The sequence below is a fragment of the Christiangramia sp. 3-2217-3z genome (genome assembly GCF_051195275.1).
Lineage (GTDB): Bacteria > Bacteroidota > Bacteroidia > Flavobacteriales > Flavobacteriaceae > Christiangramia > Christiangramia marina.
In genome coordinates, this window is the sequence record NZ_JBNJLI010000001.1 from 578005 (window position 1) to 602629 (window position 24625).

General features: G+C 39.5%; 15 protein-coding genes and 1 other annotated feature. Of the genes, 8 read left to right on the plus strand and 7 right to left on the minus strand.

What is annotated here, in order from left to right; translation table 11 throughout:
* Window positions 1–32 precede the first annotated feature (32 nt).
* The 4 genes from ACSHZO_RS02800 to ACSHZO_RS02815 all read left to right on the plus strand — a co-directional run bounded on the left by ACSHZO_RS02800 (window position 33) and on the right by ACSHZO_RS02815 (window position 6400).
* On the plus strand, window positions 33–1886 hold the full coding sequence (locus ACSHZO_RS02800; RefSeq protein WP_298246547.1) for a CocE/NonD family hydrolase: 1854 nt from the start codon (window positions 33–35) through the stop codon (window positions 1884–1886).
* An 8-nt stretch (window positions 1887–1894) separates the two neighbouring features.
* Window positions 1895–3709 carry a DUF885 domain-containing protein gene (locus ACSHZO_RS02805; RefSeq protein WP_298246548.1) on the plus strand — a complete coding sequence of 605 codons (1815 nt, stop codon included), beginning with the start codon at window positions 1895–1897 and terminating at the stop codon, window positions 3707–3709.
* Window positions 3710–3711: 2 nt separating this feature from the next.
* Window positions 3712–4713: an aldose epimerase family protein gene (locus ACSHZO_RS02810; protein WP_298246549.1), complete on the plus strand. Its 1002-nt coding sequence runs from the start codon at window positions 3712–3714 to the stop codon at window positions 4711–4713.
* 37 nt (window positions 4714–4750) lie between these two features.
* Window positions 4751–6400 (plus strand): solute:sodium symporter family transporter, encoded by a 1650-nt coding sequence (locus tag ACSHZO_RS02815; RefSeq protein ID WP_295181446.1) that lies wholly within the window; start codon window positions 4751–4753, stop codon window positions 6398–6400.
* Window positions 6360–6462: a sequence feature (His leader region), on the plus strand. Its footprint overlaps the gene before it by 41 nt.
* A gap of 15 nt (window positions 6463–6477) precedes the next feature.
* On the opposite strand, the gene ACSHZO_RS02820 is transcribed toward ACSHZO_RS02815, so the two are convergent.
* Both ACSHZO_RS02820 and galK read right to left on the minus strand, forming a co-directional pair.
* A complete protein-coding gene (locus ACSHZO_RS02820; protein WP_298246550.1) occupies window positions 6478–7518 on the minus strand; it encodes a UDP-glucose--hexose-1-phosphate uridylyltransferase in 1041 nt (346 codons plus the stop codon).
* Window positions 7511–8686: a galactokinase gene (galK, locus tag ACSHZO_RS02825; protein WP_298246551.1), complete on the minus strand. Its 1176-nt coding sequence runs from the start codon at window positions 8684–8686 to the stop codon at window positions 7511–7513. Before galK ends, ACSHZO_RS02820 begins: the two co-directional genes overlap by 8 nt.
* A 71-nt stretch (window positions 8687–8757) precedes the next feature.
* On the opposite strand from galK, the gene ACSHZO_RS02830 reads away from it, so the two are divergent.
* From ACSHZO_RS02830 to ACSHZO_RS02840, 3 genes are all read left to right on the plus strand, one after another.
* Window positions 8758–9486: an NUDIX hydrolase gene (locus ACSHZO_RS02830; protein WP_298246552.1), complete on the plus strand. Its 729-nt coding sequence runs from the start codon at window positions 8758–8760 to the stop codon at window positions 9484–9486.
* A 74-nt stretch (window positions 9487–9560) separates the two neighbouring features.
* Complete coding sequence (locus ACSHZO_RS02835) at window positions 9561–10448, plus strand: hydroxypyruvate isomerase family protein (protein WP_298246553.1); 888 nt, start codon at window positions 9561–9563, stop codon at window positions 10446–10448.
* Window positions 10449–10461: 13 nt separating this feature from the next.
* Entirely contained in the window at window positions 10462–13029 is a 2568-nt protein-coding gene (locus ACSHZO_RS02840) for a hypothetical protein (protein WP_298246554.1), read from the plus strand.
* A gap of 74 nt (window positions 13030–13103) precedes the next feature.
* Here ACSHZO_RS02840 and ACSHZO_RS02845 read toward each other — a convergent pair whose 3' ends face one another.
* The 5 genes from ACSHZO_RS02845 to ACSHZO_RS02865 all read right to left on the minus strand — a co-directional run bounded on the left by ACSHZO_RS02845 (window position 13104) and on the right by ACSHZO_RS02865 (window position 23286).
* A complete protein-coding gene (locus ACSHZO_RS02845; RefSeq protein ID WP_298246555.1) occupies window positions 13104–15659 on the minus strand; it encodes an adenosylcobalamin-dependent ribonucleoside-diphosphate reductase in 2556 nt (851 codons plus the stop codon).
* Window positions 15660–16026: 367 nt separating this feature from the next.
* Window positions 16027–17481, minus strand: a complete 1455-nt coding sequence (locus ACSHZO_RS02850; RefSeq protein WP_298246556.1) for an alpha-amylase — start codon at window positions 17479–17481, stop codon at window positions 16027–16029.
* 64 nt (window positions 17482–17545) lie between these two features.
* Entirely contained in the window at window positions 17546–18703 is a 1158-nt protein-coding gene (locus ACSHZO_RS02855; RefSeq protein WP_298246557.1) for a SusF/SusE family outer membrane protein, read from the minus strand.
* An 18-nt stretch (window positions 18704–18721) separates the two neighbouring features.
* Window positions 18722–20332 carry a RagB/SusD family nutrient uptake outer membrane protein gene (locus ACSHZO_RS02860; protein WP_298246558.1) on the minus strand — a complete coding sequence of 537 codons (1611 nt, stop codon included), beginning with the start codon at window positions 20330–20332 and terminating at the stop codon, window positions 18722–18724.
* 26 nt (window positions 20333–20358) lie between these two features.
* Window positions 20359–23286 (minus strand): SusC/RagA family TonB-linked outer membrane protein, encoded by a 2928-nt coding sequence (locus ACSHZO_RS02865; RefSeq protein WP_298246559.1) that lies wholly within the window; start codon window positions 23284–23286, stop codon window positions 20359–20361.
* 222 nt (window positions 23287–23508) lie between these two features.
* Here ACSHZO_RS02865 and ACSHZO_RS02870 point away from each other — a divergent pair, with 222 nt between their 5' ends.
* Complete coding sequence (locus ACSHZO_RS02870; RefSeq protein WP_295181038.1) at window positions 23509–24537, plus strand: LacI family DNA-binding transcriptional regulator; 1029 nt, start codon at window positions 23509–23511, stop codon at window positions 24535–24537.
* Window positions 24538–24625 lie beyond the last annotated feature (88 nt).

Consider the following 24625-nt stretch of genomic DNA (forward strand, 5'->3'; position numbering starts at 1 on the left):
TCTATCTTTAGACGCTTTATAAAAATAATCGAATGAAAATATTCAATACTTCCCTGTTTTCAGTATTACTTCTTTTTATACTGAATCCCTTAAATGCTCAAAATGAGACAGATTACGATGTCAAAGACCATTACGATAAAATGGAAGTAGACATTCCCATGCGAGACGGTGTAAAACTTCACACTACGATCTATACTCCAAAGGATACTTCATCTGAATATCCAATGTTGATGCAGCGAACTCCCTATAGTTCCCGACCTTATGGAGAAGATCAGTTCAGATCCAAGATCGGTCCTAATGAGATCATGATGAAAGAAGGTAACATTATCGTCTATCAGGATGTACGCGGTAGATGGATGAGCGAAGGAAAATATGATAATATGCGTGCCTTTATTCCGAATAAAAAAGGGAAAGAGGTAGATGAAGCCAGCGATACTTACGATACGATAGAATGGCTGATCAATAATGTGAAAAATAACAATGGAAAGGTTGGAACCTGGGGAATTTCCTATCCAGGATTTTACAGTACGTATTCACTTTTAAGTGGGCATCCAGCTCTTAAAGCAGCATCTCCTCAGGCAAGTATCGGTGATTTCTTCTTTGATGATTTTCACCATAATGGCGCTTATTTACTAAGCTACTGGAGAGCTACGGCGGTTTTTGGATATCAGAAAGATACTCCTGTAGATACCAGCTGGTACGAATTTCCAGATCTGAAAACTCAGGATCAATACCAGTTTTTTATGGATGCGGGTCCTTTGAGCAATCTTGATGAATATTATAAAGAGGATAACGAGTTCTGGCAACAGCTAAAAGAACACCCAAATTATGATGAGTTCTGGCAAAAACGAGGAATCGTTCAGCATATGAAAGATATTAAGCCGGCGGTAATGATCGTGGGCGGACTATTTGATGCAGAAGATCTGTACGGACCTTTCAATATTTATAAGAGTATAGAAAAGAAGAGTGATAATCACAATATGATCGTTTTTGGTCCCTGGAGTCACGGTGATTGGGCTAGGGAATCTGGAAGACAATCTGTAGGGAATGTCTATTTTGGTGATAGTATATCCACACATTTTCAAAGAGATTATGAAACTGAATTTTTCAATCATTTTCTGAAGAAAAAAACTAAGGATGCTTTGAGATTGCCTGAAGCACATATTTATGATACAGGAGCTCGCGAATGGAATGATTATACTGAATGGCCGCCGAAGAATACTATGGAGAAAACCTGGTATCTGGGAGCTAAGGAGCAATTATCAGAAAAGTCATCAGATCATGAAGAAACTTTTGTGAGCGATCCAGCAAAACCAGTTTCTTATAATAGTGAGATCAAAATGGTGTTTACGCCAAGAGAATATATGTCTGGAGATCAGCGATTCGCAGCCAGAAGACCAGACGTCCTGGTATTTGAAACTGAAGTCCTGGAAGAAGATATGAAAATGACCGGACCCATTGAAGCGATGCTAAAGGTGGCGACAACGGGAACTTCAGCAGACTGGGTGGTAAAATTGGTGGATGTTTATCCTGAAGATACAGAGAACTACGAAGAAACCATGCCTCATCTTAAAATGAGCAATTATCATATGATGGTTCGTAGTGAGGTGATGCGCGGAAGATTCAGAAATAGCTTTGAAAAACCGGAAGCATTTGAGCCTAATAAAAAAACCGATGTAAATCTTACGTTGCAGGGTGTGAATCATACTTTCAAAAAAGGTCATAAAGTGCAGATCCAGATTCAGAGTACATGGTTTCCACTAATCGATAGGAATCCACAAACTTATGTAGATAATATCTTTGAAGCTGAAGAGGAAGATTTTCAGAAGCAAACACATACGATCTACGGAGATTCAGCCATTAAATTTTCAGTTTTAGAAGAATAAATCTTAGAATGAAAAAATCAGTTTACCTATTGTTATTCGGAATTTTGCTAAGCTCATGTGCCAATGAAAAGCAAAATTCAGATTACTCTGAAGAGGAGCAGCAAAGCGCTTCCGAAGAAATGAACGCTTACTTTGCGCGTGAGTTCGAAAAAGAAGTTCAGGAATCTCCAGAGACCCAGACCCGAAGAGGGCTGAAAACAAATTATGATCGATGGGATGATTATTCCAATCTTAAATATGCTGAAGATCTTGAACAGGCACGGGAACGTATGGATTATCTCGATCAGGTAGATGTAGCGGCTTTGGATGAAGATACCAGGTTAAGCTACGACCTGTATCGCAGGCAGGTTCAAAATGAGATAGATGATTATGATTTCAGGTTTTACAATTATCCAATTGAGCAAATGCACGGGCTACATGCAGAACTTCCTGCTTTTTTAATCAATATGCATCGCATAGATTCCATCGGTGATGCCAGGGCTTATATTGCCAGACTGGAGGGACTGGAGAAAGTAATGCAAGATGTGATCGAACAGTTACAGCTTAGAGAGCAGAACGGAATTATTCCGCCTAAATTCGTTTTCGACAGAACACTAGATGCTTCAAGGAATATTATCAAAGGAAAGCCATTTTCAAAGTCGGCTAACGCCAGTGCTTTAATGGAAGACTTTACCACGAAGATCGATCAATTAGATCTGGAAGATGCGGAACGAACAAAACTGGTCAATGCTGCGGAAGAGGCACTTGTAGATCATGTTCAGCCTGCTTACCAGAGTTTGATAGATCATTTGGAGAATCAGCAGTTGCGCGCTACTGAAGAAGCTGGTGTATGGAAATTCCCAAAAGGGGAGGAGTTCTATGAACTTGCACTGAAAAGGGTCACTACTACAGATCTTTCAGCAGAAGAAATTCACCAGATAGGATTAAGTGAAGTAGCTCGAATTCATTCAGAAATGGAGAAAATCATGGAACAAACAGGTTTTGAGGGAAGTCTTCAGGATTTCTTTGATTTCATGAAAAATGATGAGCAATTTTATTTTGCAGATACTGAAGCCGGAAAAGAAGAATATTTATCACAAGCTAAACAGGTGATCAATACTATGAAAACCAGGCTTCCGGAATTGTTCCATACCATGCCTGAAGCAGATATCGTAGTAAAAGCGGTAGAACCTTTTAGAGAAAAAAGTGCTGGTAAAGCTTTCTATCAACAACCTGCTTTGGATGGTTCCCGCCCCGGAACTTACTATGCCAATCTTTATGCCATGAAAGCGATGCCTAAATACGAAATGGAAGCACTGGCTTACCATGAGGGAATTCCAGGCCATCATATGCAGATCGCTATTGCGCAGGAACTGGATTCTATCCCGGATTTTAGAAAATTCAGCTTTTACACTGCATACGTGGAAGGTTGGGGATTATACAGTGAATATATTCCGAAGGAAATAGGATTCTATAAAGATCCGTATTCAGATTTTGGTCGGCTTGCAATGGAACTTTGGAGATCCTGCAGACTGGTTGTAGATACTGGTATTCACGCCAAAAAATGGACGAGACAGGAAGGTATAGATTATTACCGTGAAAATACACCAGCTGCTGAAAGCGCCTGCGTTAAAATGGTAGAACGACATATCGTAATGCCAGGGCAGGCGACTGCTTACAAGATAGGTATGAACAAGATCCTGGAACTAAGAGAAAAGGCGAAAACTGAACTGGGAGAAGCCTTTGATATACGTGAATTTCACGATGTTGTATTAACAGATGGTGCTTTACCGCTAACGATCCTGGATACTAAAGTGAACAACTGGGTACAAAGCAAAAAATAAGTATGTTGAAAACAGTACAGGAAGAAGATCTAAAGATCATCGAGTTAGAAAATGGGCAGCAGAGCAAGCTAAAGATTTTGAACCTTGGTGCGACATTGTTTAGCTTTAGTTTAAAAGATAAGAATGACAAGCCGGTAGAAGTTGTTGCAGGTCCTGCCCAGATCACCGATTATATTAGCGAAACTTACTGGGAGCATAATAAATGTTTTGGAGCCAGTATTGGTCGTTTTGCGGGAAGAATTGCTGAAGGGAAATTCAGCATTGGAGAAGAAGATTTTAAGCTGGAGGAAAATTTGGAAAATGCGCATTTACATGGAGGAGCAAATGGTTTTCAAACGAAAATCTGGGAAATCAAAAAGATCACAGAAGCACCGAATCCTTCGGTAAAAATGACTTACGTAAGTAAGCATATGGAAGAAGGTTACCCTGGCGAAGTCACAGTTGAAGCGACTTACACTCTGACTGAAGATAATCATGTGAAGCTTTCCTACCGCGCCACAACAGATAGAAATACGATTATTAACCTTACCAATCATACTTACTTTAATTTGAATGGTGGTGGAAGTATTAGTGATCATTTTATGCAGGTAAATGCTTCTAAGATCCTGGAACTGGATGAAAATAACCTACCGACTGGAAATTTGACAAAACTCAGGGATCATCCTAAGGACTATCGCGAGAATAAACTGCTTGGCAACAGGGAACTTGATGATGTGTATATTCTGGATGTTATGGAAAATGAAGTGCAGGCACAGTTATTCGCTCCGCTCACTGGTATCAAGCTAAAAGTGATGAGCAATCAGCCCGTATTAGTCATCTATTCTCCGGAAAGTCTTCCGGCAGATGTAGTGTATCTCAAAAAGCTGGATAAGAACTTTCCAGCGGTCGCGATCGAAGCACAAAACTATCCTGATGCTCCCAATTTCAGAAACTTTCCTAGCAGTCTGCTAAAACCGGGTGAAGTCTATGAAAACAACATCGTTTTTGCTTTTTCTGTAAAATAATAATTCTATATTTAACCGAAGATTTTAAGAAAAGATTATGATAGGAATTTTATCCTTCGTTGGATTTACAGCACTCGTAGCTATTATTGCATATTTCGCAACCAGAAGAACTGATGAGTCCACCAGTGATGGTTATTTCTTAGGCGGTAGGAGTCTGACTGCCGGCGTAATAGCAGGTTCGTTATTACTAACAAATCTCTCTACCGAGCAGATCGTAGGATTAAATGGAAGTTCATATGCCAACGGTTTATCGGTAATGGCCTGGGAAACGCTTGCTGCTATCGCCATCGTAGTTACGGCAATTTTTTTACTACCAAGATACTTAAAAGGAGGGCTTACAACGGTTCCGCAGTTTCTGGCTGAACGATATGATGTTACCACTAAAACACTTACTTCAGCCCTATTTCTTACAGGTTATGTAGTTGTCTTATTACCAATTATTCTCTATTCTGGATCTGTAGCGATTAGCGGGATGTTTGACGTTCCAACTCTATTAGGAGTTTCTGATGATGCAGCAATAAAGATTTGCGTATGGGGAATTGGAATTATTGGATCTATTTATGCTGTTTTTGGCGGATTAAAAGCAGTAGCCGTATCTGATAGTATCAACGCAATCGGACTATTAATTGGAGGGATTCTGGTACCTATTTTTGGACTGGTGATCATTGGAGATGGTAGTTTTTTGGAAGGAATCACAACGCTAACAGAAACTAATCCAGAGAAATTTCAGTCCATGGGAGATGAGACCAGTCCGGTTCCTTTCCATACTCTTTTTACAGGAATGATGTTAGTACAACTTTTCTATTGGGGAACTAATCAACAGATCATTCAACGTGCTCTTGCTGCTAAAAATCTGAAGGAAGGACAGAAAGGTTTAATGTTGGCCTCTTTTATCAAGATCCTAGGGCCACTGATCGTTGTTCTTCCTGGTATCATCGCTTTCCATATTTTTGGTGCAGATCTGGAAAATGGAGATGAAGCATACCCGCTTTTGGTGAATAGAGTATTGCCTGGTTATTTAATTGGATTCTTTGCAGCTGTTATTTTTGGAGCAATTCTAAGTTCTTTCAATAGCGTATTAAATAGTTCGGTAACCCTCTTCGGAATCGATATTTACAAGCAACATATTAATAAGGATGCTAATGAGAAAACCATTGTTCGTTATGGTAAAATCTTCGGAATAGTGCTTGCCGTAGCAGCAATGTTCATTGCTCCTTTAATAGCCAATGCAGGTAGTTTATTTGACTATCTACAGGAAGTGAATGGAATATATAGTATTCCCATCTTAACGATCATTGTAGTTGGTTACTTAACCAAGTATGTTCCAGCTATTGCTGCAAAAATCGGACTTATATCAGGATCTCTATTATATATCCTAAGCCAGTTTGGACTGAAGCCGTACCTCGCTGAAAGTGCTTTAGAAGATGCCGCTGCCAGTGGAATTACAGATGCTGCTGAATTAGCAGCCATTGAGGCAAGCGCCTATCCTCACTACCTGGATGTTATGGCAATTCTTTTTGCCTTGAACGTTGTGATCATGCTGGTTATTGGAAAGTTAAGACCTCGTAAAACACCTTACTTACAAGAACATACAAAACAAGTGGATATCACTCCGTGGAAATTTGTTAAACCGGTTGGTTTTGCAATTATCATCATTGTTGTTGGCGTATATGCATATTTCGCTTAACACTAAACAAAGAACAATAAATAAAAACCCTCGAAAGATCGATCTTTCGAGGGTTTTTAATTACAGAATGTTCAGAATTAGCTCTTGTTAAAATGTTTATCAGGTTGCGCATTCAGCATTGTAACCGCCTGTTCTGCGGTGATGTCTCGCTGAGGTCCTGCAAACATCTCATAACCCACCATAAATTTCTTAACCGTGGCAGATCTTAATAATGGCGGGTAGAAGCTCATATGAAAGTGCCACTCAGGATGGTTCTTGCCGTTAGTTGGGGCCTGGTGTATCCCGGAAGAATATGGAAATGACGTTTTAAACAGGTTATCATACTTTATAGTCAGCTTCTTTATAATATCTGCAAAAGCGATCTCTTCATTCTCGTCAAGATCTGTTATTTGCTGAAGATGCCTTTTAGGAATGATCATCGCTTCGAAAGGCCATACCGCCCAGAAAGGAATTAAGGATACGAAATGCTCATTCTCATCGAGAATTCGTTCTCTTAAAGCCAGCTCCTGACTTAAATAATCACCCAGTAGGCTGGAATTGTTCTTTTGCCAGTATGCTTCGAATCTTTCAGATTTTTTCGAAATTTCGGTTGGAATGGAAGATTGCGACCATATTTGTCCATGAGGATGCGGATTGCTACACCCCATAATAGCGCCTTTATTTTCAAAAATCTGGACGTAATTGATGTCTGGATTTTTCCCTAGCTCAGCGAATTCGGTTTTCCAGATCTGCACAACCTTCGTGATTTCTGAAACTTCCATCAGTGGCAGCGTTAGCGAATGATCTGGAGAGAAGCAAACAACTTTGCAAATTCCCTTTTCAGTTTCAGCCTTCAGCAGGCCTTGTTCAAAATTCACTTCAGGAGTATCCGGCAACAGAGAGCTGTAATCGTTTATGAAAGCATAAGGTTCAGAATACTTAGGATTCGTTTCTCCGCTTGCCCTGGTATTTCCTGGACATAGATAGCAACCCGGATCGTACGAGGCTTTATCATGGGTTTTATTCTCTTCGGTTTTGCCCTGCCATGGTCTATTTGTGCGATGTGGTGAGACCAGTATCCATTCACCGGTCAAAATATTATACCTGCGATGAGGTAGTTTGTTCATTTCATCATTCATGGGATACCAGTTTTATTATTTCTGTTCCGGCTGAAGGTGCAACTTTGATTGCTTCCGGGTAGATCTTAAATCTTTCAAAATATGCTTCGGAAATTTCAGTAATATAGCTTTCAACATCTTCAGAATTTATAAGGTTAATGGTGCAGCCGCCAAAGCCACCGCCCATCATTCTGCTTCCGTAGATAAATTCTTTTTCTTCAGCAAAATTAACCAGAAAATCAAGTTCCTGGCAACTCACCTCATATTGATACTGCAAGCCGCGATGAGAAGCATACATCAATTTCCCCAAGGCCTGAAGATCGTTATTGCGAAGCGCATCTGCAGCTGCCTCCACACGCTCATTTTCCTGCAGTACATATAAACAGCGTTGGTAAGTCTGCTCAGAAAGTTCAGATCGATAATCTTCTAGCAAGTCATAATCCACATCTCGCAAGCTTTTTATTTCCGGATTCTTCAATTTAATTAGCCTGATCGCTGTTTCACATTCCTCACGCCTGGAATTGTAATCACTGTCGGCCAGGTTATGAGATACCCTTGTGTTTAGCAGTAGCAATTCAAAGTTTCCGAGATCTGCAGGAATATATTCAGTAGCAAGACTTCGACAATCCAATTTGATAAAATGATCCTTTTTGCTAAGAACAGAAGCAAATTGATCCATGATTCCGCAATTAGAACCTACAAATTCATTTTCTGCACATTGAGATATCTTTGCGATCTCAATGTCGCTTAAATTCAGAGAAAATAATTCATTAAGGCCCGCACAGAAACCACATTCCAGTGCTGCGGAAGAACTTATCCCGGCACCGGTAGGAAGATCGCTGGAAATCATACAATCAAACCCTTCCAGCAATTTATTCTTCTGCTGAAGTACGTGAATGATGCCGATTAAATAATCTCTCCAGTCGCTCTGCTTCTTTAATGGCTGGTCGAGGTGAAATTCAAATCCATTATTAAAAGTATCACTGTATATCCTGCAGAAGTTTTCCGTTTCATTTATTCTGAATTTGAAACTTATTTGCTTATCGATCGCGGTTGGCATCGCGAAGCCTTCATTATAATCTGTATGTTCTCCAATCAAATTGATTCGACCAGGAGAATTAACGAGTAATTCCGCTTGGTAATCATCAAAAACCGAAGGCTTCGTAGAAAAAGATCTGATATTTGTCAAGACTTGATTAATTTTGAGTAATTCAAATATAATAAATGTCATAATTACATTTATTATTTCAGAATATAATTATGCACACTAAGAACTCACAACCGGAAGTTTTCGAGCCAACAGACCTTTACCAGATCAGGGAGAAAATGTATGTCGCAACAGACTGTATTATTTTCGGATTTCATGAGGGCAAGCTTAAATTGCTGGTTTTCGAGCGCCAGGTAGAGCCCTTAAAAGGATCCTGGTCACTTGTTGGTAGCTTTGTACGGCTGGATGAAGATCTTGAGCTGGCAGGGCAGAGAGTTTTAGAAGAGGCTACCGGATTGAAAGAGGTTTTTATGCAGCAATTAAAGACTTATGGTAAACAGGACCGTGATCCTGGCTTCCGCTGTATATCTGTGGCTCAGTACGCTTTAATTAGAGTGGAGGATTATATAGACAAACTAGAAAAGCATTATGGTGCCCACTGGTTTGAAATTGATGATCTTCCCGAATTGGTTCTGGATCATGATCAAATGGTACAGGATGCATTGGAACAACTTAGACATAATGCGCGTCACAAACCCATTGGATTTGAGCTGCTGCCAGAAAAGTTTACGATTCCACAATTACAAAACCTATATGAAGCGATCTATCAGAAGCCACTGGATGCGAGAAACTTTAGAAAAAAGGTTTTATCTCTTAATGTTTTAGAAAAACTGGAAGAAAAAGATAAATCGGGTAGTAAAAGAGGAGCATTTTTGCATAAATTCAATAAAGAGAATTACTTACAATTATTAAAAGCAGGATATAATTTCGAGATTTTCTAAATTCTGAAAATAATTTCTTTAAATAATAATTGTATGAATTACATTTATTATTAATTTAGGAAAAACATTTCAGGATGGCTAAAGATCAATCTCGTAGAAAATTATTAAAGAACCTGGGAATTGGAGCTGGTTTACTTGCCATTCCATCATTTTCGAATGCATCCGGTTTCGATGTTGTAATTAATAATTTGCAAGACCCTACTTCAAAGATCAATCATTCTGTATGTCGCTGGTGTTATGCAGATATTCCACTTAAGGAGTTTGCGAAGGCCTGTAGAGAATTAGGAATCAGCGCTATTGATCTTTTAAAACCTTCAGAATGGGAAATCGTGCAGGAGGAAGGTCTGGCATGTTCCATGGCTACCGATGATTTTATCAGTTTAACCGATGGATTCAATGACCCTGAAAATCATCAGAAATTGCAAACTTCTTATAGAGAACTCATCGACAAAGCTGCTGATAATAATATTGAGAATGTCATCTGTTTTTCCGGGAGTCGGCGTGGGATGGATAATGAAACTGGCTGGAACAACTGTGTAGAAGGATTAATGCCCTTGTTGGACCATGCTGAATCACGCAAGGTCACGCTCGTCATGGAATTGCTAAATAGCAAAGTAAATCATCCGGACTATATGGCAGATCATACGTTCTGGGGAGCTGAGCTTGCCAGAAGGCTGGACCGACCCAACTTTAAATTACTCTACGATATTTACCATATGCAGATCATGGAGGGTGACGTTATTCGAAACATTAGAGAATTTCATCCGTACATCAATCATTATCATACCGCGGGAAATCCGGGGAGGAACGAGATCAATAATTCTCAGGAATTGAATTACCCTGCAATCATTCAGGCGATTCATGACACCGGTTTTGATGGTTATATCGCACAGGAATTTATTCCAACCTATGATAATAAGCTAAAAGCGCTTGAAGAAGCCATCGGCATCTGTACACTCTAAACTTTAAATTTTAATGTCTCGTATATTCGATTGGATTACTGTTCTTATTGTACTTTTTTTAAATATTTGTCCCGTTTTTTCTCAAATAACTACAGTTGTTGACGAAAATGGGATAATTCACTGGGAGCCTTCCGGAGAGGAGGTAAAGGGTTTTGGAGTCAATTATTCGGCACCATTCGCGCATGCTTACCGATCTGGTGAGAAACTCGGGCTTGATATCAAAGCTGAAATTGATAAAGATCTCTACCATTTTTCCCGACTTAACTTTGATCTGTATCGTCTTCACGTCTGGGATACAGAAATTAGCGATGCAGATGGGAATTTACTGCAGAATGAACACCTGGATGCGTTCGATTATTTACTGAGTGAACTCAAAAAGCGCGAAATCAATTTTGTAATCACTCCAATAGCATATTGGGGAAATGGCTGGCCGGAACCAGACGAGGATACTCCGGGATTTTCCAATAAGTATGGCAAGGAAGGAAGTTTGACCAATCCCAAAGCGGTCGCTGCCCAGCAAAATTATCTCACGCAATTTATGAACCACGTGAATCCTTATACGGGAATTGCGTATAAAAATGATCCGAATCTAATCGCTGTTGAAATCAGCAATGAACCACATCATCGCGGTACTCCTGAAGAGGTAAAAGAATTCATTAATAAACTCGCGAAGGCTATTCGGGATTCCGGTTCTCAGAAACCTGTTTTTTATAACGTCACCCATAGTGTTCACCTTGCAGATACTTATTTTAAATCTGATATTCAGGGTGGTACTTTTCAATGGTATCCAACCGGACTTGGTTTTAAGAAGGAAATCCCGGGGAATTTGCTTCCCAATGTGAATGATTATAATATTCCATTTAACAATGCTATCGAAAATAATAATGCCGCTAAACTGGTGTATGAGTTTGATGCTGCCGATGTTAATAAATCATATATCTATCCCGCAATGGCACGCAGTTTTCGAGAAGCGGGAATTCAGATCGGGACGCATTTTGCCTATGATCCATCTTTTCTGGCTTATGCGAATACAGAATATAATACCCATTATATGAATCTCAATTATACTCCGCATAAGGCTTTGGGTCTTATGATCGCCGGGGAGATATTCCATCATAACAAATTAGGCGAAGATCAGGGAACCTATCCCGAAAACTTAAAATTTGGAGACTTTCTCATTCAGTATGAAGATGATCTTGCTGTTTATAATTCTGCGGAAAAGTTTATTTACACGAATTCCAATGCTGAAAAACCTAAAGCGATTTCAGAATTAAGAGAAATCGCGGGTCACGGTAGTTCTGAAGTGATCGAATATGACGGAAAAGGAGCTTACTTTCTGGATAAACTAGAAGAAGGAGTCTGGCGTCTGGAAGTAATGCCCGACCCATTTCTTATCCAGGATCCCTTCGGAAATAATAGTCTTGAAAAAACAATTGCCGTGATCAGGTACAATTTGAACGAGATGAAAATAGCTATTCCCGGGCTTGCTGGAAACTTTGAGTTCCAACAGATGAATATTGCGGAATCTGAAGTTCAGGAGGCTGAAGCTGGTACGATTTCAATTTCTCCTGGTACCTATCTACTAACTCAAAAAGGGCAGAATTTTGATATTAAAAATTATAAAGGAGACTTTCGTTTGGAACTCGACAATTTTGTGGCGGTAGAAGAGTCGGTTGAACGTACCTATGTCCTGCATGAAGCAGTTAATGCCGCGGAAGCTAATCAGAGCTTTTCTATTGATGCAGAGATCGTTTCAAATGAGGAGATTAATAAAGCCGAAATATGGTTTCAGAATGGAAATAGCTACGAAGCAGTAGAAATGAAAGCAGAAAATCAATACGATTATTCTGCAGATGTACCGCAAAATTTGATGGTTCCAGGAATACTTACTTACCGTATTATTCTGGAAACAACGAATGGAAAACGAACATTCCCGGGTGATGTTTCGGGTAGTCCGGAGAACTGGGATTTCTATTCAGAAGATGTTTATTCTACTCGTATTTATGATAAAGGTTCTGCTATCTCAGTTTTCGATGCTTCTATGGATGCAGATATGGTGGTTCATTCATGGAAACCTGGCAATCAGATTGTTCCCTTAAATTCAGTTGAGGCCGAATTTCAGGTAAGACTGGATGAATTATTTTCAGAAGATATAGAGAACAAAAACGCAACTCCAATTTATGATTACTCTTTTCGATTTAATTTTCAGAATAAAATAGGAGTAAGGCTACCTCGAGATCAGAAGGAACTTATCATTAAGGCTCGTAATCTTAAGTCGGGTACCGAGAAACTTCAGGTTGCGTTATTGATGAAAAACGGTTCGGCTTTCGGAAAAGTGATCGAATTAGATAATCATTTAAAAGAGATACGGATCAAACTTGATGAGCTTAAACCAGTGAAAACGGTTACGCTGCCACGTCCTTATCCTGGTTTTCTACCCTATTATTTTGAGCATCAGAACCCGGAAGGTTTTGATTTGCAAAAGGTAGAAGCACTTCAATTTTCTATTGGTCCCGGGATCGAGCCAGAAAATCTTCAGAAGAAGCATGAAATTGGTATTGTAAAGGTTACACTTCAGTAGTAGAAATATTCAAACAAAAAAAGGTCTCGTTCTCACGAGACCTTTTTTTCAGTTTAACACTTACAACAAATAAATTATCCACATTTTGAAGAGCCACAATCTTTACAGGTGAGGCAACCTTCCTGATAAATAAGGTTTGAAGAATTACAGTTATTACATTTTTCCTTCTTGGCAACTGTTCCATCAGCGATAAAGCGTTTAAGCGCTCTTACCACTCCGTTTTTCCAGGTATTAATGGATTCGTTATCCAATTGAAGGCTGTTGATCAAATCTACCACTTTATCGATAGACATTCCGTGACGTAATGTGCTGGAGATCAATTTTGCATAATTCCAGAATTCTGGATTGAATTTATGTGAAAGTCCTTCGATCGTAGTTTTGTAACCACGCTTATTTTCATATTGGAAATCGTAACGAGAAGATCCGTCTTCATTTCTGGCTTTAATGATATAACCTTCAGTCACCCAGCGAGGGATAAGAATACCTTCTTCATCATCTGCAAAACCTGTAAAAATCTCGTACGGTCTGTCATCTACAAGTCCTATAAATGCGATCCATTTATCCTTGTTATTCTGGAAACGAACCACATCTGCAGTAAGAACGTCTGGTCTTTTTAGAGGGAAAGATCCGGAAGTCTGTTCCTCGTCTTCCTCTTTTTTCTCATCATTAGAGATTAAAACACCAGATCTTGAACCATCACGATATACAGTAACACCTTTACAACCAGCTTCCCATGCTTCCAGGTACAGTTTTCCAACCAGTTCCTCTGTAGCATCGTTTGGAAGGTTAATGGTCACACTAATAGAGTGATCGATCCATTTTTGTACAGCTCCCTGCATTCTCACTTTGCTAAGCCAGTCTACATCATTAGACGTTGCCTGGTAGTAAGGTGAAAGTTTAACCAGTTTGTCAAGTTCTTCGTTCGAGTAATTTTTATCGGTATCATAACCTTTGGCGCTCATCCACTGCTTAAAACGATGGTGGAAAACCACATATTCTTCCCACGAATCTCCAACTTCATCAACAAAATCTACGCGAGCCTCCTTGTCATTTGGATTTACTTTTCTTCTTCTTTTGTAAACCGGTAGGAAAACAGGCTCAATTCCCGAAGTGGTTTGCGTCATAAGACTGGTCGTTCCAGTTGGAGCGATCGTTAATAGCGCGATATTTCTACGACCGTGCTCAAGCATGTCGTAATACAACTTTTCATCAGCTTCTTTCAGTCGAAGAATGAATGGGTTATTTTTCTCTCTTTCCGAATCAAAAATCCCAAAAGCACCTCTTTCTTTCGCAGTTTCTACGGAAGCTCTATAGGCTTCAACAGCAATACTCTTATGAATGTCTACAGAGAAATCGATTCCTTCCTTGCTACCGTATTTAATACCTAAACCGGCAAGCATATCACCTTCCGCAGTAATGCCTATTCCAGTTCTTCTACCTTCATGTGCTTTTTTACGGATATTAAGCCATAGATTTTTCTCCACTGCCTTTACCTCTTCATTTTCTGGATCTGCATCGATCTTACCAATGATGTTGTCGATCTTTTCCAGTTCAAGATCAATGATATCATCCATAATTCTTTGGGCAGCAGAAATATGTTTTTTGAACAGTTCGTAGTTAAAGTGTGCATTTTCTGTAAATGGCTCTTCTACATAAGAGAAAAGATTGATCGCAAGCAAACGGCAGGAATCATAAGGACAAAGTGGAATCTCTCCACAAGGATTGGTAGAAACCGTTTTATAACCAAGATCTGCATAACAATCTGGCACAGATTCGTTGATCACTGTATCCCAGAAAAGAATACCAGGTTCAGCCGATTTCCATGCATTATGAACGATCTTTTTCCAGAGTTTATCTGCCTCGATCTCTTTTGAAACCTTTGGCTGTGCGGAAAAGATTGGATATTTCTGAGTATAATTAGTGTTGTTCTTTACAGCTTTCATGAACTGGTCATCGATCCTAACCGAAACATTGGCACCTGTAACTTTGCCCTGCTCCATTTTAGCATCGATAAAATCTTCAGAATCGGGATGATTTACTGAAACCGAAAGCATCAAAGCTCCACGACGTCCATCCTGTGCTACTTCTCTTGTAGAATTAGAGTAACGTTCCATAAAAGGAACAATTCCGGTAGAGGTAAGCGCTGAGTTCTTTACAGCCGATCCTTTAGGACGTATGTGAGAAAGGTCATGACCTACACCACCACGTCTTTTCATTAACTGAACCTGCTCCTGGTCGATCTTCATGATCCCACCGTAAGAATCTGAATTTCCATCATTACCGATCACGAAACAGTTAGATAACGAACCAACCTGGTAAGGATTCCCAATTCCAGCCATAGGACTTCCCTGTGGAACGATATATTTAAAATCCTTGATGAGATCGAAAACTTCGTCTTCGGTCATAGGATTTGGATACTTTTTTTCAACTCTTGCAATTTCGCTGGCGATACGTCTGTGCATATCGTTTGGAGTGAGTTCATAAATATTCCCGTCAGAATCTTTAAGGGCGTATTTATTTACCCAGACTCTGGCGGCAAGATCATCGCCTTTGAAGTATTTTAGTGAAGCTTCGAAGGCCTGTTCCTGAGTATACGTCTTTGGAACAACTGGATTTTCCTGTACAGGCATAAAAATGAGATTTTTAGGTTAGAAATGCTCTAATCGGCTGGTATAAAACTAGGCATTATTTCCGGACAATTAACAAATCGTTTGAAAAAAGTTTTCAAACAAAAACAGTTAAAATACTGATAACCAATAATCTAAAAATTTACTAACAATAAAAAGTTGACAAATAATGAAAACAATTAATTAAAGGTTTGGAAATTCTATTCTATTGAGATTCAGTAGTAGAAATAGGGGATTGGGTTCGAAAATAAGCTAAATTATATGCTTTTTGTAGCGTATTTCAGAGAAAAAATGACAAAAAAAAAGAGGCCTCACAAATCTGTGAGGCCTTCTTTGAATTAACACCTATGAAAATTCAAAATCAAAATCTTTATTCTGTAATAGACCAGATCGAATATCCATTGGCAGGAGCCTCGATGGTCACCGCTCCAGTTTCATCGGAGGTAGGGAAATATGTTGAATTCGAACTATAATCCTGTAGCGTAACATTACTCCAGTTCGAACTTACGGTTCTTCTTTTTGTACCATTATTGATGCTAATATAAAGAATTAATCCAGGATTAGTACCTGATCCATTTCTTTTCATAACATATTCATCCTGGTCTGCATAAAGTAACTCCGTGTCCCCAGTTGCAAGACTGTTATGAATCGAAATTAACGTCTTCAACTCATCTTTAAATTCTTCATTCTCATAATCTGAATAGAAGATCGTAGGATAGCCAGGGTGAGTTAAGATATATGCATAAGCCTTCATTTTATTGGAGCTCATGATATAATTATCCTCATTAGAATCTTTTTCAGTATCATGATTCGCAGTGAAGGTTACTGCATCTTCAGGATTTGTTTTCCAAAGCATATCACTTTCTAGAATGCTAAGATCTTCAAATCTGTCCAGGCTTTCTTCGAGTTTATAAAAAGTAGAGAAATCAAATGCAGGTGATCCTGAAGCTTCGATCCAGTCACGAAGTACATCTGGATTTCCGTCGAAATTTTCTCCTACAGAAAATCCTCCAACAGCCTCATTCCATTCTTTTACGACCCATGGTTCAAAACCTTTTACATAATCAAAACGCCAGCCATCAAATCCCATTACATTTTTGTAATATTTGGCTACTGAATTTTCGTCTCTCCATAGCCAGTCCTGAACTCTTTCTCTATGGTGATCAAGATTGGTCTCTTCATAAAAAAGACTTCCCGGATCGTACTGGCTCACACTATTTGGATAAAAATCCTCGTAAGTTCTATTGAACATCCCTGAAGCATTTCCATTTGCTTCATCAAATAAAGTGTAAGTATCATATTCCCGGTACGGATTGTATTGCAAACCTCCACCAGAATTATGATTCAGTACAATATCTGCGATCACTTCAATATCGTTGCTGTGAGCTGTAGCAATTAAATTTTCAAGTTCGGTTCTTGAACCAAATCTTGTTTCCACGGTTCCATGCTGATCATAATCACCAAAATCGAAATAATCTGACACATCGTAACCCATAGAGTAACCACCAGACTGTCCTTTGGCAGGAGATGGTATCCAGATTCTGTCCACACCGGCTTCAGACCATTCCGGTACTTTTTCTGAAAGGTTGTCCCACCAGGCAAATTTTGGTTCTACATCCCAGTAGAAAGCCTGCATCATTACCCGGTTGCCATTGTCCAGGGATGCCAGGTCCAAAGCCTGAGGTTCAGATGGAGCAGGGGTTTCTGGAGTACCAGTTATATCATCTGTCTCATCCACGATGTCATCTGAATCATCACTGGAGCACGAACCTATAAAGAGTGCACCACCCAGCAGCAGACTGCATAAAAATTTATTAGTATTCATAATTAGTTCAGTTTAAAGAAAAAAAAGGGGCTAATTAAATTAGCCCCGGTATAAAATTGTATGATTATTCTCCTGCAGGAATAAGAATATATCTTGCAGTTAGGTCATTAAACCAGATATCATAAACTCCTGCAGTAACAGGGACATTTGGATCATTTGCGTTTGCGCCCTGACCACTGATAGGTGTACTTGCACCCCAGCTTACATCCCATGCGTTGTTTGCTCTGAACTTAAGTTCACCGTCAAACAGTTCCACATCGTTCATGTACCAGATGTGAGAATCGAAATCTGACTGGGTCATATCCATATCATCATTCCAACCTTCATCTGTACCCGTTGTAGCAGTACCAATAATACCTACCATATCGTACATTGTTGCTGCGGAAGCATCCATAGCTTCAAAAGTATACGTCATATCTTCAGTGTTCAATGAAAGCGTGTAGTAAGCATCATCTTCTACTGAAATTGCTGCCGGATCTTCACTATCACCTGCATTTACACCTAAAGTTCCATCTGTACCTCCCCATTGTGGCTGCCATGCTCCCAGAGTTTCAAGTAATTTGAAACCTTCTACACCATCACCACCAGCAAATCTTCCGGAAAAGTTGAACATGTTGTCATTTTCAGGATTTCTAAAAAGTGGCATGTTGTTGTTGTCATTAGACCAACCAGCTGCAGTCGCGTCACCTACTAAGAATAGATTCATCTTTGAAGGATTCTCTTCCTCTTCAATAACAGCTTCAGGAAGTACAACTCTTAAAGATATCACTTCGGAAGTAGCGTTCAGGCCGTTACTTCCGTCAGTTCCTGCATAAGCACGAACTCTGAAGTAGATATCTCCTGCATTTGGCATTTCGGTTTCAGGGTCGTTATCCAAACCTGCTTCCGTAGCTAAAGACATTAACTGGCTAACAGTAACTCCAAGGTTATTTTCTCCTGTTGTTCCAATAATATTGAAAGAAGAGAAATCTGCATCAGAGGAACCCTGAAGTTCATAAGTAACAGTGGTTGGAGCATCAAAATCAACTTCACTCCATACAAATCGCTCAGCGATATTGTTTGCAGTTTCTGAAGTGAGGGTGTAAGATTCTGCAGTTGCACTCATAAACATGATCCCATCGGCATCAGGTTGAGCTGTAAAAACCACATCATCATCATGTTCACAGGATGTAAAACCTACGAATGCGATCATTATTAGTAAGAAAATTGAAAACTTTTTCATTGTTGTAATAGTATTTTGTTAGTATCCTGGATTTTGTGTCAAATTCGTGTTCACTCCTAGATCTGAAGCTGGTATTGGCATCAGGTCTCTGAAAGATTGTGTAGTAGTTCCCTGTGGAACACCACCTTTAAACGGCCATATGCCACCATCAGAAAATTGTCCAAATCTTATAAGATCTGTTCTTCTGTGAGCTTCCCAGTAAAGTTCTCTAGCTCTTTCTTCCAATAGAAAGTTTAGTGTTAGATCTGGGGACGAGATATTGTTGCTATCATCGTTAAAAGCTCTTTCTCTCAACTCATTGATGTAATCTACAGCAGCAGATTCACTTCCACCACCACCTCTAACTACGGCTTCAGCATACATTAGGTAAGCATCTGCAAGACGGAACATTGGGAAATCTGTATCTGGAAAATCTCCTGTAGGGTCTGATCCTGCGTTTCCATTCACATCTACGTTCTTGTATTTAGCAACGGCATAACCATCAGTGAAATTTGAGATATTACTAATCTCTTTAGACTGACCGTCTGTATAAAAAATAGCTCTTTCATCGGCTACTGTTTCAATATCATCATCCTCATTCTCAAGGAAATCATTGATAAGGGCAGAAGTGGTTCTTAGACCGGCCCATCCACCATTAATTCCGAAGTTATCCGGATCCATAGATCCTCCCACTGCTGCATGAATGATAAAAGTCATTCCACCATAAGCCTGAGTATTGATCCCATCAAAAGTGATCGGGAAAATGATCTCGCTCTGGGCTCCGTTCATATTGTTATCTGCAAGGAATAACTTCTGGTAGTCATCAACTAAAGTAAATCCTGAGTTGATCACCTTTTCAGTGTAAGTGATCACATCTGAAGATCTATCAGATCCAGTGTACTTTTCTGAATTCTGGTAAAGTTTTGCAAGTAACATCCAGGCTGCTGCCTGATCTGCACGGCCATATTCATTAGCACCTGCAGCGGCTAGTTCACTCTCGATCGCTAAAAGTTCACTTTCAATATAAGTGAAAAGCTCTGCTGAATTGGTTTGCTCCGGAAGGAACGCTCCAACAGGATCCTGCTCTGTAACGAAAGGAGGATTACCATAAAGATCAAGTGCATGCCAGTAGCTTAAAGCTCTCAGGAATCTTGCTTCTGCACGATATACCTGGATATCTGCCTGTGTTGCGGCATCCACACCACGACCTTCAACTACTGAAGTTTCAGTTTGTCTAAGGAATTCGTTAGACTGTGCGATCTGGTACATAATTCTGGAATACATCGTACGAATAAATTCGTTTCCTGAAGTCCAGTTCTGGTTGTGTAGATCTTTAACCGTTCCATCATTCCATCCAATTACCGCTTCATCTGTAGTAAGTTCCTGCACCATCCAGTACAAACGCATGTACTGTGAGAATCCTTCATCCAACCCAGATAGATCGGCATTTCCAGCAGGACCATCCTGACCACTAATTGCAAAACCTGCATATAATTTAGCCAAAAACTGTTTGTAAGCTGCGGGATCTTCAAAAGCTGAAGCCGCAGTTTCCCTGTTATCTTCAGGAGTAAGTTCCAGATCGCTTTCGCATGACCATAGAACCGCCATTCCGAAGAGAATAAGGAAAGTAGATTTTAATTTATTAAACATAGTTCTAGTAATTTTTCTATTATTCATTAAAAAGCAAAATTCAGTCCCAGTACGAATCTTCTTGATCTTGGGTAGAAGTTGTTATCGATTCCACCAAAAACTTCAGGATCAAGCCCATCGTAATCTGTGATCGTAAGTACATTTGTCGCCGTTAAAGAAGCTCTGAAATCAACTTTTTCTCCCGGGATCGTATATCCAATGCTTACGTTATCAAGTTTTACGAAATCTGCTGCCTGCAGGTAGTAATCTGAGAAGAACTGACTGTTAACAAAACCAGACTCCAGTACGTTCGAATTAAAATTAGAGTAATAATCTGAAGGTGTGTTTGTTCCAGCTTCTATAAAACCATTTGCAGATTGCGTGTTGTTATAAATATAGTTTCCAAAACTTCCTCTAAAAGTAAAGCTGAAGTCAAAGTCTTTATAATTCATGGTGTTGGTTAGACCCATATAGTAATCTGGAGTTGCCTTCTTGTATGGCTGCTTATCTGCTTCTGTGATCTGGTTGTCACCATTTACATCTACATAAGCACCTTCAATTGGCTGCCCGGCATCATTATAAACCTGTCTGAACACAAAGAATGTAGATGGGTCATAACCTTCTTTCCAAAGCTGAATGTTGTTTCCTGTACCACCACTAATTTCTCCCTGTGGGATAAAGAAGTTTGCATCATCACCTAAAGAAAGTTCTGTGATCTCTAATTCCTGGAAGGAAATGTTATAACCTAAAGTCCAGTTAAAATCTTCAGACCTGGCGATATCACCACTAATTCCAATCTCGATACCTTTACTTACAGTCGTTCCAACATTCGTTAATAATTGATCTGAAAGGTTAGCACCTGCTGGTACCGGTACGGTTGCGATAAGATCTTCAGTTTCTCTGTAATATGCATCTACAGAGCCACTCAATCTATTATCGAATAAACCGAAGTCGATACCTGCGTTATAGTTAATAAGGCTTTCCCATTTAAGATCCTCATCGTACTCTTCAGGTCTGATGGTACTTACGAATTCATTTCCAAACTGGTAACTGGCACCACCCTGACTCGGTGTGTATAGACCTAAATATCCATAATTTCTATCGATCTCATAGTTTCCAGTTTCACCGTAACCACCACGAAGCTTCAATTCGTTAAGCACTCTTGAACCTTCAAGGAATTCTTCATTGTGAATTTTCCAACCTATAGAGGCTGCCGGGAAGTAACCCCAACGATTGTCTGGAGACACTCTTGAAGAACCATCAGCACGAATACTACCAGAGATCAGGTACCTGTTATTAATATCAAAACTAGCTCTCGCGAAGTAAGACTCTAAAGAGTTCCTGTTAATATCTCTTGGAAGTGCTCTAATTTGATCCTGCTCCGTTCCAAAAACATTGCTTGTAGAATAAAATTCCTGGTAAGAATGACCTGCGGTAACGTCAACATCTGTTTCAAAGAAACCAAGTTCAGTCTTATAGTTTAAGTAAGTATCAAGAAGAAGGTTACGGTTTATATTACTATAATCTTCGAATTGATCGATGTTAGAAGTGTTCGATGCTGCAAATACAGGAGTGAATTTATCACCATTTGCTTCAGCATAATCAAAACCAGCACTTACTACTGCTTTAAGACCCGTTAAGAAAGGAACTTTATATTCAGCATTCAAGTTTGTAATAGAACGTCTGGTCTGGTTCTGGTCTGTAGTTTGCTCTAAAAGAGCGATCGGGTTTCTGGTCGCAAGATTTTGTTGTGTGATTTCACCTCCTGAAAGTCTGTTGAATTCAAAGAATCCACCAAAAGGAAGGTTGTCATCATAAATAGGTTGTGTAGGATCGAAAGCTACTGCAGATCCAATGGCACCACCGTTCGAAAACTTGTTCTTATCCAAAGAGTTCTTCGAAGTAAGAGTCAGTTTCAACGAATTGTCAAAAAGGTCCTGGTTCAAAGAGATATTAAAAGCATTACGTTCGTAATAATCCTTTCTGATAACTCCGGTTTCAGCAGTATGGTTAAAGTTCAAACGATAGTAGAAATTCCCGATACCCTGAGTAGCTGTAAAGTTATGTATAGCTCCAACTGAAGTTTCGTAGATCTCATCCTGCCAGTCTGTATTTGCATTTCCTAATAAAGAAGGATCTGTTCCTGCAGTATTGTTGATCAGGTTTCTAAATTCATCGGCATTTAAAACGTCTACTTTATCTATAACATTCCCAATGGAAGTTTTTAGATCATACGTAAACTGAAATGGAGAATCCTTTTTACCTTTTTTCGTGGTAATAAGAATTACCCCGTTGGAGGCTCTGGAACCGTAAATAGAAGTTGCTGCAGCATCTTTTAATATAGTGAAATCTTCGATCTCATTTGGGTTTATAGAGTTAAGCGCGTTTCTTGAACCTGCAACTCCACGTTGATCTAATGGTACACCATCAACTACGATCAAAGGATCGTTAGAAGCCGATAGTGATGAACCACCACGAATTCTAATTGTTCCTCCCTGTCCTGGAGCTCCACCACCCGGGGTGATCTGTACTCCGGCAGATTTACCAGCGATCAGCTGTTCCGGGGCAACTACGGCACCCTGGTTAAAGGTTTCCGAAGAAATCTTCTCAACGGCTCCGGTCGCATCCTGCTCTGAGGTTGCTCCATAACCAATAAGAACGACTTCGTCCAGCGTAGCTGAGTCCTCATCAAGAGTAATGTCTATAGTAGACTGACCTTCGAAAGGAACCTGTTGTGTTACGAATCCTATAAAGGAGAAAACAAGTATATCTTCATTAGATACATTAGATATGGTATAATTACCATCAAAGTCGGTCGTTGTACCATTACTGGTACCTTGAACGATTACGTTCACACCTGGAACCGGAAGGCCTGTGGCAGTCTCTGTCACATTTCCGCTAACGGTGTTTTGTGCAAAAAAGCTCATTGGTAGCATGAACAGCAAAAACAATGTGCTTTTAATTAAAGTCCTCATAAATTTTTTATTGATTTTTGATAAAAATTAACCTTATACTTTTACTTCCTGAGGTTAAATGTATGTAAATTCAAATCCAATATTTGGCGAAAACTAACTATTACTGGAACGAAAACGTTTTCGTGTTGAAAACTTTTTCTTCTTAAGAGATTCACAATCAAATATTGCTAATTTTGCGAGATCGAAAATATATTCCGCCTAATTCACGATTATCCGAAAAGAATGAAACCGAAACTTACCCTTAAGAAAATTGCAAAAGAGCTTGATGTATCTATCTCCACCGTTTCAAAAGCACTTCGAGACAGCTCAGAGATTGGTGAAGAAACACGTGCCAAGATCAAGGCTTTTGCAAAACACTATAATTATAAGCCTAATAACATTGCTTTAAGTCTTAAGAATCGGAAAACCAAGACAATAGGGATCATTATTCCCGAAATTGTACATCATTTCTTTACAACAGTTATTAGTGGAGTGGAAAAAGTGGCCAACGAAATGGGATATAACGTTTTGGTGTGCCTTTCAGATAATTCATTTGACAAAGAGGTTCTGAATATGGAAATGCTGGCGAATGGAAGTACCGATGGATTTATTCTGTCACTTGCCAAGGAAACCATGCAAAAAGGGGATTATCACCACCTTGCGGAAGTGATCAACCAGGGAATGCCTTGTGTACTTTTTGATCGTGTTGCTGAGGATATTTCCTGCGATAAAGTGATCATTGATGATGTTACCGGAGGGAAAAAAGCTGTTCAATACCTTATAGATATAGGCTGCAGGAAGATCGCTTTAATTTCTACCGTGGATTATGTAAGTGTGGGTAAACTGCGTACGCATGGTTATAAGCAGGCTTTAGCTGAAAATGGTATAAATATAAATGAAGATCTTATTCTGAAGATCGAGGAAATGGAGGACAGTGAAAAGGAAATTGAAGCATTTCTGAAGGAACGCGATGTGGATGGAGTTTTCGCTGTAAATGAACATTTTGCCATTTCTGCTGTAAAATCCATACACGATCAGGGGAAAAAGGTTCCTGATGATGTCTCTGTAATTGGTTTTACAGATGGTGAATTGTCAAAAAGATTTATTCCGAGTTTGACTACGGTAAGTCAGCATGGGATGAGAATGGGAGAGGAGTCTGCACGTCTTTTAATTGAAAAGCTTGAGCGCACACCTTCCGAAGATGATTACTACAAAACTATCATTGTAGAGACCGGCCTGGTGGTTAGAGATTCAACAAAATCGAGGAAATAGCTATTGCGTTTTAAAAAAACTTTATATTTGCCGTAGTTGAAATTTTATCAGAACTTATATTTTTACTTCCTATCTTTTATAAGTTTTG